Origin of the sequence: Streptacidiphilus melanogenes (assembly GCF_000787835.1) — a bacterium.
Taxonomy (GTDB): Bacteria; Actinomycetota; Actinomycetes; order Streptomycetales; family Streptomycetaceae; genus Streptacidiphilus; species Streptacidiphilus melanogenes.
The window spans coordinates 71,179-85,399 of sequence record NZ_BBPP01000017.1; the positions used below are offsets into that span (position 1 = coordinate 71,179).

General features: G+C 71.1%; 7 protein-coding genes and 1 pseudogene. 5 read left to right on the top strand and 3 right to left on the bottom strand.

Features of this window, described 5'->3' with window-relative positions:
• The 5 genes and pseudogenes from TR49_RS19700 to TR49_RS19720 all read left to right on the top strand — a co-directional run.
• A pseudogene (locus tag TR49_RS19700) lies at positions 1 to 832 on the top strand (hypothetical protein); the annotation flags it as partial.
• 91 nt (positions 833 to 923) lie between these two features.
• Positions 924 to 4,868: a bifunctional glycosyltransferase/CDP-glycerol:glycerophosphate glycerophosphotransferase gene (locus tag TR49_RS19705; RefSeq protein WP_042383304.1), complete on the top strand. Its 3,945-nt coding sequence runs from the start codon at positions 924 to 926 to the stop codon at positions 4,866 to 4,868.
• A gap of 178 nt (positions 4,869 to 5,046) precedes the next feature.
• Positions 5,047 to 5,859, top strand: coding sequence for a TylF/MycF/NovP-related O-methyltransferase (locus tag TR49_RS19710; RefSeq protein ID WP_042383305.1), 813 nt, complete (start codon positions 5,047 to 5,049; stop codon positions 5,857 to 5,859).
• A 204-nt stretch (positions 5,860 to 6,063) separates the two neighbouring features.
• Positions 6,064 to 8,949, top strand: coding sequence for a bifunctional glycosyltransferase/CDP-glycerol:glycerophosphate glycerophosphotransferase (locus TR49_RS19715; RefSeq protein WP_042383307.1), 2,886 nt, complete (start codon positions 6,064 to 6,066; stop codon positions 8,947 to 8,949).
• Complete coding sequence (locus TR49_RS19720; RefSeq protein WP_042383309.1) at positions 8,946 to 10,112, top strand: glycosyltransferase; 1,167 nt, start codon at positions 8,946 to 8,948, stop codon at positions 10,110 to 10,112. The genes TR49_RS19715 and TR49_RS19720 overlap by 4 nt, the downstream gene beginning before the upstream one ends.
• A gap of 215 nt (positions 10,113 to 10,327) precedes the next feature.
• Here TR49_RS19720 and TR49_RS19725 read toward each other — a convergent pair whose 3' ends face one another.
• Genes TR49_RS19725 through trpS form a run of 3 tightly spaced genes read right to left on the bottom strand, consistent with a single transcriptional unit; the run spans position 10,328 to position 14,164 of the window.
• A complete protein-coding gene (locus TR49_RS19725; protein ID WP_042383312.1) occupies positions 10,328 to 12,511 on the bottom strand; it encodes a bifunctional glycosyltransferase/CDP-glycerol:glycerophosphate glycerophosphotransferase in 2,184 nt (727 codons plus the stop codon).
• A gap of 52 nt (positions 12,512 to 12,563) precedes the next feature.
• Positions 12,564 to 13,145 (bottom strand): 2'-5' RNA ligase family protein, encoded by a 582-nt coding sequence (locus TR49_RS19730; RefSeq protein WP_042383314.1) that lies wholly within the window; start codon positions 13,143 to 13,145, stop codon positions 12,564 to 12,566.
• A gap of 2 nt (positions 13,146 to 13,147) precedes the next feature.
• A complete protein-coding gene (gene trpS, locus TR49_RS19735) occupies positions 13,148 to 14,164 on the bottom strand; it encodes a tryptophan--tRNA ligase (protein WP_439654115.1) in 1,017 nt (338 codons plus the stop codon).
• Between the last annotated feature and the right edge of the window lie 57 nt (positions 14,165 to 14,221).

Genomic DNA, 14,221 nt, shown 5'->3' on the forward strand with positions numbered 1-14,221 from the left:
GGGTTCGCCGACCGCGACGGCGCGCCTCGCCGACGAGGCGTCCCCGGCCTCCGGCCGCAGGGGACTCGACGCCGTGGACCCGGAGGCCGTGCCTCTCGGCGATCCGGGCCACGGGGGCGCGGAGTCGCCGACGTCGTCCCGTCACTCCGTGCGCCCGGATCAGGCGGGCACCGCATCCGCGGGTGCGGGCTCCGGCTCGGACGGGCCGGACCGGGCCGAGGGACAGGACGCCCGCGTCTCCGACGCGGCGCCCGGCCCGGCGCTGGCCGTCCGCTCGCCGCTGCGGGTGCTGCTGTGGGCGACGGCCGGGGTGCTGCTCGGCAGTCTGCTCGTCACCGAGCTGGTCCAGGCCGTCTTCGGATCCTGGATCTGGTACATGGTCCGCACCTGGAACGACTGGCGGCTGCCCTACACGCTGCTGCTCGCCGCCGTCGGTGTCGCCGCCGGGCGACTGCTCGCCTCCGCCCTCGCGCCCGCACCCGGCACCACGGTCACGCCCCGTCGGCGGCGCGCCGCACTGCTGCTCCCGGCGCTGCTCGGACTCGCCCTGCTGGGCCTCGCCCAGCCCGCGGTCGCCGTGGTCCACCAGACGCGGGTGCGCGCCCACCACTGGGACGCCCAGCAGGTCCAGCTCGAGGCGCAGCTGCGGGCCGGGGCCAGGAACCCGACGTACGTGCCCTCCTACATCGGCCATCTGCGCGACGCCTACACCCGCAGCGGCCGACCGGACTGGGTCGCCTCCTGCATCGACGACTACTACGGCACGCACATCCGCCTGCCGGCCCACAGCACCGACTGGGTCGTCCAGTCGCAGAACGCGCCGATCCCCTGACCCCGCCCCGCGCCCACCGCCCTGACCGTCCGCCACCCCGACCGCCACGACCCGCCTCACGACCCGTCCCCGATCCGAAAGGCCCGAGCGGATGCCCCCGCGTCTCTCCGTCGTCGTCCCGATCTACAACGTCGAGCGCTATCTCGACGAGTGCCTCGCCTCGCTGGCCGCCCAGACCATGGGCGACTTCGAGGTCGTCATGGTGGACGACGGCTCAACGGACGGCAGCGCCGCGATCGCGCACGAGTGGGAGCGGCGCGACCGGCGCTTCCGGTCGGTCCGCAAGGAGAACGGCGGTCTCGGCCCCGCCCGCAACACCGGCATCGAGGCGCTGACGCCCGGCACCGAGTTCCTGGCCTTCGTCGACAGCGACGACACGCTGCCGGAGACCGCCTACGAGCTGATGATCGGCACCCTGGACCAGACCGGCTCGGACTTCGTCGCGGGCAACGTCCGGCGCTTCCGCAGCGCCGGCTCGCGGCAGTCGCCGGTACACGCGCGGCCGTTCGCACGCACCCGCCTGAGCACGCACATCAGCGAGTTCCCGGCGCTGATCACCGACCGGACCGCGTGGAACAAGGTCTACCGGCGTTCCTTCTTCGACGCCCACGGCCTGCGCTACCCGGGCATCCTCTACGAGGACGCCCCGGTCAGCGTGCCGCTGCACTACCTGGCCGAGAAGGTCGACGTCCTCGGCGACCCGATCTACAACTGGCGCGAGCGTGAGAGCGGCCAGCGCTCCATCACCCAGAACCGCAGCGACCCGCGCGGCCTGAAGGACCGGGTGGCCTCGATGCGGCTGGTCCGGGCGTTCCTGACCGCGCAGACCGCACCGGAGTACCGCGACCACCTGCGCGCCTACGACCGGAACGCGCTGACGGAGGAGATCCCGCTCTTCTTCCGTGCGGCCCTCGACGGCGACTCGGCGCTGCACCAGGTCTTCGCCGAGCACGTGGGCGGGCTGCTGTCGGAGATCGGCCCCAAGGCGATCGACCGGTTGCCCGCCGACCACCGGCTGCGCTACCACCTGATCGCCCAGGGCCGGATCGACGACTTCCTGGCGGTGCTGCGCTGGCAGTGGGACCACAAGGGGGCCATCCCGGTCCGCGGTCAGCTGCGGCCGCGCGCCGACTACCCGGTGCTGGCCGACCGGCCGCCGGTGCCGGCGAGCGTGCTTCGGCTCGGCCCGGAGCTGGTGGTCCGCTCCCAGCTGCACGGCACCGACTGGGACAGCAAGGGTGTGCTGCGACTCACCGGCCACGCCTACCCGAACCACCTGGGCGCGCCGGCACGGCACACCGCACTGAAAATGCTGATGCTGCGTGAGACGCACAGCCGCCGCACCCTGGTGCTGCCCGCGAAGACGGTCCGCTCGCCGGAGGTGACGGCCGACCAGGGCCAGCTGCTGCGCGACTGCGACCTGGCGGGGTTCTCCGCCGGCGTCGACCCGCGGCGGTTGCGGCAGGACGGGCGCTGGGTGGAGGGCATCTGGCGGGTCACCGTCGCCATCCTCGGCACCGGCCGTCCGCGGCGCAGCCGGATCAAGACCGGCCACCGCGCCTCCGGTCAGAGCCCGCGCTCCAGCTGGGTCGCCGACGACGTCCGCGTCATCCCGGAGATCCGGGACCAGCACCTGTACCTGCGGGTCGAGCACGCGCACGCGCTGACCGGCGCGATCAGCGAGAGGAGCGGCAGGCTCGAGATCAGCGGCAGGATCCGCGCCGCCGTGGCGCACCGCGTGGAGGCGCTGCGCGTCCGTCACATGGAGGACGGCTCCACGGCGATCCTGGAGCTGCCGATCACCTTGGCGGGCGCGACGGCCGTTGCCCGGGCCGGGGCGGTCGCCTCGGACGCGGTCGGCTCCGAGGCGGACGCCTACCTCGCGGGACGCGAGGACGTGCTCCGGGCGCTGGGCGTGGAGGGGATGGGCAAGGTCGAGGCCGCCCGCGCCGGAGCGGCCGAGACCGCACGGGGCGCGCAGGACGTCCGGGCTCCGCAGGACGCCGGGGGCGCGCAGGACGGCGAAGGCGTGACCGGAGCCGACGTGACAACCGCGCCCTGGCCCGCCGAAGGTGTGAACCCGGTCAACACCCGGGCTGCGGGAAACGGCAGCGGCACCAAGACCGGTCCGGCCGGGGCCTTCACGCCGGACGCCGAAGGCTGGGTTCCGTTCACCGCCACCCTCGACCTCGGCGAGCTCAACGCCGCTCGCGAGCGGTACGAGCGGCTGCGGCCGCACGTCCCGGCCACGCACGGGCACCGCTGGGCGGTCGATCTGCGGATGGCGGCCGAGGACGAGGAGGACGGCGAGTCGCTGCGGCTCGTCCACGACGAGCGGACCCAGCCCGAGGCGCAGCAGCTCCCGTTGCCCGGTGGGCAGGAGCCGCCGCGTGTCGTCTGCGTCAAGCGCTCGCCTACCGGTTACCTGCAACTGGTGGACCAGCCCGTCCAGCCGCTGTTCGAGGAGGTCACCGCCGACCTCTCCCGTGAGTCCTTCCGGCTCACCGGCAGCTACCCGCTGCCGGGCCGCCACGCCCTGGAGCTGGTGCTGCGCCACCCGACGCAGGCGCGGCCCGAGGTCCACGCCTTCGAGGCGGTCGACGGACGGATCGACACGCTGCTGCCGGCCGTTCCCGTCTCCGGCTACGCCGGGGAGATCCCGCTGGCCTGGGGCGACTGGCAGATGACCGTCCGCTCTCCCGCGCCGCCGAACGCGCCGCAGGACGCGCCCAGGCCGGCCGAGTGCCAGGCCCGGCTCTCCCCCGCCGCGCACGCCGCGGTGCCCCTCGCCCTCCAGGCGCGCGGCAAGACCGTGCGCCTGACCCGGCAGGGCTACGACGGGATGCTGCTCAGCGTCTCTGCCGCGCTCGACCCGCAGGAGCGCGGCGACTACCACCGGCGTCGGCTGCTCACCGACACCCTCCCCGCCGCCCGGCGGCGTCCGCTGCTGCCGCAGGTGCTCTACGACGTCTTCGAGGGCCGCTCCTACTCCTGCTCCCCGCGCGCCGTGCACCAGGAGATGCTGCAGCGCGGCGACGTGAACGCGGCCCACGTGTGGGCGGTGCTCGACCACCGGATGCCGACCCCGCCCGGCGCCCGCACCGTGCTGATCGGCTCGGCCGCGTGGTACGAGGCGCTGGCCCGCAGCCGTTGGATCGTCGGCAACACCCACCTGCCGGCGGAGCTGGAGCGGCGCGAGGGCCAGGTGGTCGTGCAGACCTGGCACGGCACTCCGCTGAAGAAGATCGGCTTCGACTTCGAGAACGACTGGTTCACCGACACCGACTACCTGAGCCGGCTGGAGCACGAGGCGAAGCAGTGGCAGCTGCTGCTCTCCCCCAACCGGTTCAGCACCCCGATCCTCCGCAACGCCTTCCACTACGAGGGCGAGATCCTGGAGTCCGGCTACCCCCGCAACGACGTGCTGCTGGCCCCGGACCGGGAGCTCCGGGCGGACGCCGTGCGCCGCAGGCTCGGGCTGCCGCCGGGCAAGCGGGTGATCCTCTACGCCCCGACCTGGCGGGAACACCGGCTCCGGCTGAGCCACGGCGGCCACCACCTCGACCTGCACCTCGACCTGGACGCGATGCGCCGGGCGCTCGGCGAGGACCACGTGCTGCTGGTCCGCCCGCACGCCCACGTGGTCGACCAGGTCCCGGGCGCCGGCAACGGCTTCGTGTGGGACGTCGGCAGCTACCCGGACATCCAGGATCTCTACCTCGTCTCGGACGTCCTGGTCACCGACTACTCCTCGGCGATGTTCGACTTCGCGGTGACCGGACGCCCGATGCTCTTCTTCACCTACGACCTCGAGCTGTACCGGGACACGCTGCGCGGCTTCTACATCGACTTCGAGGCGACCGCTCCGGGACCGCTGCTGCCCACCTGCGACGACGTCATCGCCGCGCTGCGCGACCTGACCCCCGCCCTCGAGCCTTACCGCGCCGCGTACGAGGTGTTCCGCAAGACCTACTGCGACCTCGACGACGGCAAGGCCTCGCGCCGCGTCGTGGACCGGATGCTGGAGCTGGGCTGAGCCCCGGCGACGCCCGTTCCCGCACCCCGGCGGGACGCCGAACGCCTCGGCGTCCCGCCACCACGGCAGACCCCCGCGTCCGACCCATGAAGACCGTGTCCCCGGTCGGTGAAAACCCCATTCAAAGGTTCACGGACCTACAGACAGGCGCGGGTTCGAAGGCGTAGCCTCCGATCCCATGACCTGGCGCAAGACTGTGAACACCACATTGCGGCAGCTGACCGGCTACGAACTGCGCCGGATCCAGAGCCGCCCCGCCGCCGCGCTACCCACAGCGGTGCCGGCCCCCGCGGCCCCCGCGGTGCCGAAGCCGCTGAAGTTCCCGGCGGACTACGACGAGACCGCCAAGGAGATCATCACCGCGGTCAAGCCGTGGACGATGACCTCGCTCGAGCGTCTGAACGCGCTGATCCAGTCCGTGCGCTACGTGACCAGGCACGACCTGCCCGGCGACATCGTCGAGTGCGGCGTCTGGCGCGGCGGCTCGATGCAGGCGGTGGCCCGCACCCTGCTGTCGCTCGACGTGAAGGACCGCGAGCTCTACCTGTTCGACACCTTCGAGGGCATGAGCGAGCCCACCGACGAGGACAAGCGGGTCGACGGCAGGAGCGCCGCCGATCTGCTGGCCACCCAGGGCAAGGACCGCCCGATCTGGGCCCTGGCGACCCTCGACGACGTCCAGGACGGCTTCTCCCGGATCGACTACCCCTCCGAGCGGCTGCACTACGTCCAGGGCAAGGTCGAGGACACCATCCCGGACCAGGCGCCGGAGAAGATCGCGATCCTGCGGCTGGACACGGACTGGTACGCCTCGACCAAGCACGAGCTGGAGCACCTCTACGACCGCCTCGTCCCCGGCGGTGTGCTGCTGCTGGACGACTACGGCTACTGGCAGGGCTCCCGCCAGGCCGTGGACGAGTTCCTGGAGGAGACCGGCGCCCGGCTGCTGCTGACGCGCATGGACGAGGGCAGGATCGCGGTCAAGCCGTAGCCGCGGCCCGAGGCCCCTACCGTTCTTGCGTTTCTTACCGGGCGTTCCCAGCTGGTTCTTGAGGGTGTTCGGTCCGATGTCGCCGCCACGTTGACCGCCGTTTGCATGTATTAAGGTATGAGCCGCAAGGAATCTCATAATCGAACGTGTGTGCCGCGCGGTCATCGGGGATCGGCACCCTCACGAACAGGTCAAGATCAGCCCTTGAGTACGCCCGACGTCAGCGTCATCGTCATCGTCTACAACGACGCCGAGCGCCTTCCACGAGCAGTGCAGTCCGTACTCGACCAGACCCTCCACAGCGTGGAGGCCGTGATCGTGGACGACTGCAGCACGGACGGCAGCTTCGAGGTCGCGCAGCGGCTGGCCGCCCAGCACCCTGGCCGGGTGCGCGCCTTCCAGCTGCCCGAGAACTCCAAGGGGTGCGGCGAGCCGCGCAACCGCGGCATCGTGGAGGCCCTCGGCACCTACGTCATGTACCTGGACAGCGACGACGAGCTCGAGCTCAACGCCTGCCGGAACATGGTCGAGGCCGCCGAGGCCACCGGCGCGGAGCTGGTCTCCGGACTGAGCACGCAGATCTACATCGACACCCGCACCCAGCGCGAGCAGCCCTGGTACCGCTGGCTCTACCAGCGCCACCAGGTGCTGGAGAACGTCGCCGAGCTGCCCGACCTGTTCGTCTTCGACACCCTGTCGACGAACATGTGCTACCGCCGCGACTTCCTCCTCGACAGCAAGCTGACCTTCGTCAAGGGCCTGCTCTACGAGGACCTGCTCTACTCCGCGCAGGCCTACCTCGCCGCCGACCGCATCGCCCTGATCCCCAATCAGGTCTACAAGTGGTACATACGGCAGAACGTCGCCAAGTCCGAGAAGTCGATCACCAACCGGCGTGACGAGATCCGCAACTTCTCCGACCGGATCGAGATCCACCGCCGCATCGACGCGCTGCTGGCCGAGAAGGGCCAGACCAAGCTGCGGCGTCACAAGGACCTCAAGTTCCTCAAGCACGACGTCCCGCTCTACCTGCGCGAGTTCCCCCAGCACAGCGCCGAGTGGCAGCGGCAGTTCGCGGAGCTGACCCGCGACTACCTGGCCACGATCCCGCTCGACGTCTTCGACGAGTGCCAGCCGGTGCAGCGCGTCTGCGCCTACCTGCTGATCAAGGAGGACTGGGCGAATCTGCTCCCGGCCATCGACTGGCTGCGCAACCCGCGCAAGACCCCGATGCCCCTGGTCGAGCGGAACGGCCGGATCTACTTCTGCGCCGACCACCTGGACGACGAGACCGGGCGCCGCATGCTCGACGTCACCGATGTCGGGTTCCAGGCGCGCAACCTGAGCGAGTCCGTGCTGCGCTCGCAGCTCACCGGCTGGGAGCCGCTGGGCGCCGACGCCGTGAAGATCACCGGGCGGACCGTCAACCCGCTCGGCCTGGTCCAGGCCGAGGCGAAGCTCTCGGGGCGCATGGAGGTCAAGGCCCGCCGCAAGGGCCTGCAGACCTTCAGCTTCCCGATCACCTCCTTCACCCACCGGGGCGACCACGTCGAGTGGGAGTGCACGCTCGACATCTCCAAGACCCTGCGCCCGCTCGGCCTCGTCGACACCATCTGGGATGTGTGGCTCAACATGAGCGTGGACAAGCAGCGCACCCGGCAGCCGCTGTCGGTGGACCAGCTGGACCTGGACGGCGACTTCGCCGCCCGGCCCAGGCTGACCCGCCTGCTGGCCGACCGCCTCGAGCCGGAGGTCTCCAAGCCCGGCCACCTGGCGTTCCAGCTCAGCGCCGTCGGCACCGCCGCCCGCAAGGGCCGCGGTCTGCTGTTCGACCTGATGAGCAGCCCGGCCGGCGCGCCCCTCAAGCGCTCCGCCAAGCGCGTGCTGCAGGCCCGCCGCGACCTGAACGACCAGCCCAACAAGATTCGCTGGTACCACCGCGCCATGACGCGGATGCCGGTCAAGAAGGGCCTGGTCGTCTTCGAGAGCCACCTGGGCAAGCAGTACAGCGACAGCCCGCGCGCCATCTACGAGGAGATGCGCCGCCGGGGCCTGAAGTTCCACGCCGTCTGGTCCTACGAGGGCAAGAAGCCCGCGAAGGGATTCCCGGGGGCCGGCAAGGACGTCGAGCTGGTCGAGCGCTGGAGCTGGCCGTACCTGTACGCGCTCGCCCGCGCCGAGTACTGGATCGACAACCAGGGCTTCCCGCTGGCGCTGCGCAAGCGCCCGGAGACCACCTACGTCCAGACCTGGCACGGCTCCGCGCTCAAGCGCATGGGCTTCGACATGGCCGAGTACCGGATGCAGCCGCGCCACAAGCAGGACGAGTACCAGCGCGCGCTCGACCGCTTCGACCACTTCGTGGTCCGCACCGAGCACGACGTCGACACCCTCGTGCGCGCCTACCGGCTGCCCGAGTCCAAGGTGCTGCGCGTCGGCTACCCGCGCAACGACGCACTGGTGGCCACCCGCCGCGCGGAGCTGAGCAGCGGCAAGCGTGAACGCGGCCCGCTGGCCGCGGAGCTGGGCATCGACCCGGACCGCACCATCGTGCTCTACGCCCCGACCTTCCGGGAGAAGGCGCCCGAGCTGGTGCTCGACCCGGTCGCCTTCGCCGAGCGCTTCGGCGAGGACACCACTCTGCTGGTGCGCTCGCACTACATGCAGCGTCTCGCCGTGCCGCGCACCCTCAAGGGCAAGGTCGTCGACGTCACCGACTACCCCGACATCACCCCGCTGCTCGGCCTCGCCGACGCGCTGGTGACGGACTACTCCTCGGTGATGTTCGACTACGCGCTGCTGGACCGCCCGATGGTCTTCTACGCGTACGACTACGAGGAATACGCGGGTGCCGCCCGCGGCACCTACTTCGACCTGCGCGAGGCCGCGCCTGGCCCGTTCGTGGAGACCCAGGACCAGCTCTTCGACGCGATCGACGCCGTCCGCAAGGGCACGGACGAGTTCGCGGAGAAGCGCGGCGCCTTCGCCACCCGCTTCGGCGAGTACGACGAGGGCCGCGCGGCCGCACAGATCGTCGACAGGTTCTTCGGCCCGGCGGCCGGCACGCAAGCGAAGGGCGAGCAGGCATGAGCGCGGACGCCGCCGTGACCACCGGCCGTGACATCTTCATCATCTCCAACAGCGTCGACGAGCTCGGCGGTGTCACCACCTGGTCCCACCAGATGGCCCGGATGCTGACCGAGCGCGGGCACAACGTGCACGTCCTCGGCATCTGCGACACCGACACCCCCGCCGACCTCGGCCCGAACCTGCCGTACCCGACCACCACGCTGTACCCGGGCAAGGTGCCGTCGGCGTTCACGCCGCGCGGCGTCCGGCAGCGCCTCAAGGTCTCCGGCTACGCCCGCAACTCGCAGCGTGAGGCCGCGATCCGCGGCATGAAGGCCAAGCTCGACGCGCTGTTCGCGGCGGCCCGCCCGGGCGCGATGATCATCGTCACCCAGGTCTGGGCGATGGAGTTCGTCCGCCTCGCCGACCGCAAGGACATCCCGCTGATCGGGATGAGCCACGAGTCGTACGACTACTCCAAGGACTCCTCGCGCTTCGTCCGCGTGAAGAAGTACTACCCCGAGGCCGACCGTCTGCTCCTGCTCACGCAGGAGGACGCGGACCTGTGGATCCTGGAGAAGCTCAACAACGTCGGCTTCATGCCCAACCCCCTGCCGGTGTGGCCGGACGAGCCGTCCAAGCGGGAGACGAAGACCGTCGCCTGCATCGGCCGCCTCGACGACCAGAAGGGCATCGACATGCTCCTCGACGCCTGGGCGCTGGCCGCGCCCCAGGCGCCGGGCTGGACGCTGAAGCTCTACGGCAAGGGCGAGGACGAGGCCGAACTGCGCGCCCAGTGCACGCGGCTGGGCCTGGACGACTCCGTCGAGTGGATGGGCCAGACCTCCGACGTCCCCGGCGCGCTGCGCGACAGCTCCGTCTTCGTCCAGTCCTCCCGCGGCGAGGGCTTCCCGCTGGCGCTGCTGGAGGCGATGGCCTTCGCCGTCCCGTGTGCAGCCTTCGACTGCGCCCCCGGCGTCCGCGAGATCATCCGCGACGGCGAGGACGGACTCCTCGCCGCCCCGGGCAACACCGCCGAACTCGCCAAGCAGCTGGTCCGACTGACGTCGAGCCAGGAACTGCGCGACTGCATGGGCGAGGCGGCGCGGGTCAATGTGGCGCGCTACTCCAAGGAGACGATCCTGGAGAAGTGGGAAGAGCTCTTCGCCCTCCTCGAGCGCTAACCGTTTCAGGGGCACCGGGGCTCCGCCGCACATCGGCGGAGCCCCGACGTGACTGTGCCTCACGATCGCGTCATGACGAATCCGGCCGCCTTCCGGGATCAGACCAACTGCTCCAACGGCTACGACGAGTTGGCCATGGAGGTGGGGCGGAGGGATCGCGAGCCGGAGGAGCGGCATCCCGTGCCCTGCACCGGCAGGCCGCTGGGGTTGCGTCCTCAGGCCGTCGTGGGTGCCGGTGTGCGGTCGGCGAGGGGCAGGACGGGGAGGGGGGTCTGCTCGCCGAGGAAGACGGTGCGGACGACGCGCTCTGCGGCACGGCCGTCGTCGAACTCGCAGAAGCGTTCGCGGAACGCCTGCCGCAGGGACGTCGACTGCGGGTCCTGCCACGCGCCGCTGCGGAAGGCGTCCGCCAGCTCCGCCTCGGAGCGGGCCACCGCGCCCGGGGTCTCGCCGGGCTTGCCGGAGACCAGGTCCAGGTAGACGCCGCGCGTCTCCTTGTAGACGTCCCAGTCGTCGGCGAAGACGACGATCGGGCGGTCGAGGTTGGCGTAGTCGAACATCAGGGACGAGTAGTCCACGATCAGCGCGTCGGCAGCGAGCGCCAGCCGCTCGATCGACGGGTGACCGGAGACGTCGATGACGCGGGCGCCCGCCGGGCCCGCCGCGGACTCGTAGTAGTAGTGCGCCCGGTGCAGGACGACGAACTCCTCGCCGAGGCGCGCAGCCAGCTTCGCCACGTCCAACTGCGGCTCGTAGCCGACGCGGTAGTCCCGCATCGTGGGTGCGTACAGCAGCGCCTTCGCGCCCTCGGGGATGCCCAGCTCACGACGGGCCGCGCGGACCTCCTCGGCGCCGGCCGTCACGTAGACGTCGTTGCGCGGGTAGCCGAACTCCAGCGTGCGGTACTCCGACGGGTAGACCCGCTCCCAGATCAACGACGAGAAGCGGTTGGAGCTGAGGCTGTAGTCCCAGCGGTCGATCCGCTCCAGCAGCTTGTCGAAGTCCATCGTCAGGCCCGCCGCGGGGTAGTCGCGCAGGTCGAGGCCCATCTTCTTGACCGGCGTGCCGTGGTGCGTCTGCAGGTGCACCGAGCCGGGACGCTTCTTCGCGCTGTCGGGGAAGTTGACGTTGTTGACCAGGTAGCGGGCGCGTGACATCACCTCCCAGAAGCCGCGCGACCCGGGCGCGACTGTCGTGTACCCGGCCGGCACGTCCTTCTTCCGGCCGGCCTCGACGACCCACACCGTCCGCGTCTCGGGGCGCAGCTCGCGCAGCTTCGCCTCGATCGCGGCCGGGTTGCAGCCGGGGACGCGGTTCCAGTACGAGGCGAAGACCGCCAGGTTGTCGTCGATCGGCAGCTGCCGCTGCATCTGCGCGAAGCCGCCCACCAGCGGGCGCGCGATGGCGCGCTTCATCCCGGGCTGCGCCGCGACCGCGCGGTTCTTCGCCCGTCGCACCACGTCGCCGACGGGGCCCGCCTTGAACGGCATGGAGACCTCGACGGCCGCCGCGCCCTCGGGGCGGTGGCGCCGCTCGGCCTCCGCGGCCTTCGCGAAGAACTCGCGGCGGTCGCCCATCGGCACCCGGTCCGGGTGCGAGCCGATCGCGCGCAGGTGCTCGACCATGCGGCGGTGCAGGAACGGCCGCCAGGAGTGCAGTTCGGGGCGCGCGTCGACGAAGGCGAAGACCCGGTCGTACTGGTCGAAGATGTCGAAGTGCTTGCGCGAGGTGGTGGCCAGGATGTTGCCGCCCATCCGGCGCTGGCGGTAGTGGATCACGACCCGGTCCAGCAGCGCGACGGACTCCGCGGCCAGCGTGGTCGGGTAGGTCCACGGGGTGTCCTCGTAGTACCCGGGCGGGAAGGTGAAGCCGTTCCGCTGGACGAACTCCCGCTTGAAGGCCTTGTTCCAGACCACCATCAGCATCCGCAGCAGCTGCTCGCGCTCCGCGGTGCCGAACTCGTCCGGCTTGGCCTGGCACTCGCCCAGCATCGCCGCGTCCTGGTTGCGCACGACCCGGCCGTCCCAGAAGGTGCGGGCGTAGTCGAAGACCAGGATGTCGGGCTCGCCGCTCCCCTCGAGGCGGTCGGCGACGGCCCGCAGGGAGCCGGGGGTCAGCGTGTCGTCGCTGTCCAGGAAGATCAGGTAGTCGCCGGTGGCGACCTCCATGCCCGCGTTGCGGGCCCGGCCCAGCCCGACGTTCTCGGCCAGGTGCAGCACCCGCACCCGTGCGTCCCGCTCCGCGAACTCGTCGAAGATCCGCCCCGATCCGTCGGGTGAGGCGTCGTCCACGCCGATCAGCTCGAAGTCGCCGAAGGACTGGTCGAGCACGGACTCCAGGCACTCGCCGAGGAAGGCCTGGACGTTGAACGCGGGGACGATGACGCTGAACCTGGGCACGGTTCCCGACCCTACTACTCCCGGGGTCGGCCACCGCACGCTCATCGCCTGTTCAGCGCGCGGACGCCGACCCTGTCGCCGCACCCGCCGCCCCGGGGAAGCCGTAGCCGCGCAGCGGTCGCCACGCCTGGTCGTCCGTGCTGAAGCGGTACAGGCTGAACCCCTCCACGGGGAACCCCGCCTCGAAGCCGCGCAGCTCCGTGAACGCGCGGTCCAGCGCCTCGTCCGGCAGGTCGTGGGCGACCGTGACGTGCGGATGGTAGGGGAAGGCCAGCTCGCGCGCCAGCGGCCCGGAGCGGACCGATGCCTCCAGCGCCCGGCACTCCCGCACGCCCTGCTCCAGCTGCACGAAGACCACCTGCGAGACCGGCCGGAAGGTGCCGGTGCCGCGCAGCGTCACCTGGAACGGTCGGTGGTCAGCGGCGGCGCGGACGAGATGGCCGTCCACGTCGGGCAGCGCCGAGAGCGGGACCGCGGTGGGCGGCAGCAGCGTGACGTGCGTGGGGATGCCGTGCGCCTGCGTGTCGCCGTAGCCGGTGCGGGCGTCCTGGATCAGCGAACCGTACGGCTCGGGCACCGCGAGGGAGACCCCGATCAGGACGTTGCCGCCGCCTATGACCCCGTCGTTCCCCATGCTCAGAGCGCCGCCGGGGGCAGGAAGCCGATCCGGTCGTAGGCCGCGGCGAGCGTCGGGGCGGCGACGGCCCGCGCCTTCTCCGCACCGCGCGCCAGCACCTTGTCCAGCTCCGCCGGGTCGTCCAGGTAGGTGCGGGTGCGCTCCTGGATCGGGGCGACCCACTCGGTGTAGTAGTCGGCCAGCTCGGTCTTGAGCGCGCCGTACATCTTGCCCTCGAAGTGCTCCACCAGCTCCGGGATCGAGCGGCCGCTGATCGCCGAGTAGATGGACAGCAGGTTGGAGACGCCCGGCTTGGCCTTCTCGTCGAAGGCGATGACCGTGTCGGTGTCGGTGACGGCGCTCTTGAACTTCTTGGCGCTGGCCTTGATGTCGTCCAGCAGGCTGACCAGGCCCTTGGGCGAGGAGGCGGACTTGCTCATCTTCACCGCAGGGTCCTGCAGGTCGAAGATCTTGGCCGTCTCCTTGGGGATGTACGGCTTCGGGACGGTGAAGGTCTGCCCGAAACGGCCGTTGAAGCGCTCGGCCAGATCGCGGGTCAGCTCCACGTGCTGGCGCTGGTCCTCGCCGACCGGCACCTGGTCCGCCTGGTAGAGCAGGATGTCGGCGACCTGGAGGATCGGGTAGGTGAACAGGCCGACCGTGGTGGAGTCGGCGCCGTGCCGGGCGGACTTGTCCTTGAACTGCGTCATCCGCGAGGCCTCGCCGAAGCCGGTGAGGCAGTTCATCACCCAGGCGAGCTGCGCGTGCTCCGGCACGTGCGACTGGACGAAGAGCGTGCAGCGCTCGGGGTCGAGCCCCACGCCGAGCAGCTGCGCGACGGAGACGCGCGTGTTCTGCCGCAGCACGGCCGGGTCCTGCGCGACGGTGATCGCGTGCAGGTCCACGACCATGTAGAACGCGTCGTGCGTCTCCTGCAGGGACACCCACTGGCGTACGGCGCCGAGGTAGTTCCCCAGGTGGAAGGAGCCGGACGTGGGCTGGATGCCCGAGAGCACGCGGAGACGGTCGTTGGCCATGCGCACATTCTCGCAGGTGCGTAGGCGATCCTTCGCGCCGCTCCACGGGACGGACGC

Bases quoted from the DNA above. Each gene is read 5' to 3' on its own strand.
- TR49_RS19705 (WP_042383304.1), top strand. From the start codon at position 924: ATGCCCCCGCGTCTCTCCGTCGTCGTCCCGATCTACAACGTCGAGCGC.
- TR49_RS19710 (WP_042383305.1), top strand. From the start codon at position 5,047: ATGACCTGGCGCAAGACTGTGAACACCACATTGCGGCAGCTGACCGGC.
- trpS (WP_439654115.1), bottom strand. From the start codon at position 14,164: ATGGCCAACGACCGTCTCCGCGTGCTCTCGGGCATCCAGCCCACGTCC.
- TR49_RS19720 (WP_042383309.1), top strand. From the start codon at position 8,946: ATGAGCGCGGACGCCGCCGTGACCACCGGCCGTGACATCTTCATCATC.
- TR49_RS19730 (WP_042383314.1), bottom strand. From the start codon at position 13,145: ATGGGGAACGACGGGGTCATAGGCGGCGGCAACGTCCTGATCGGGGTC.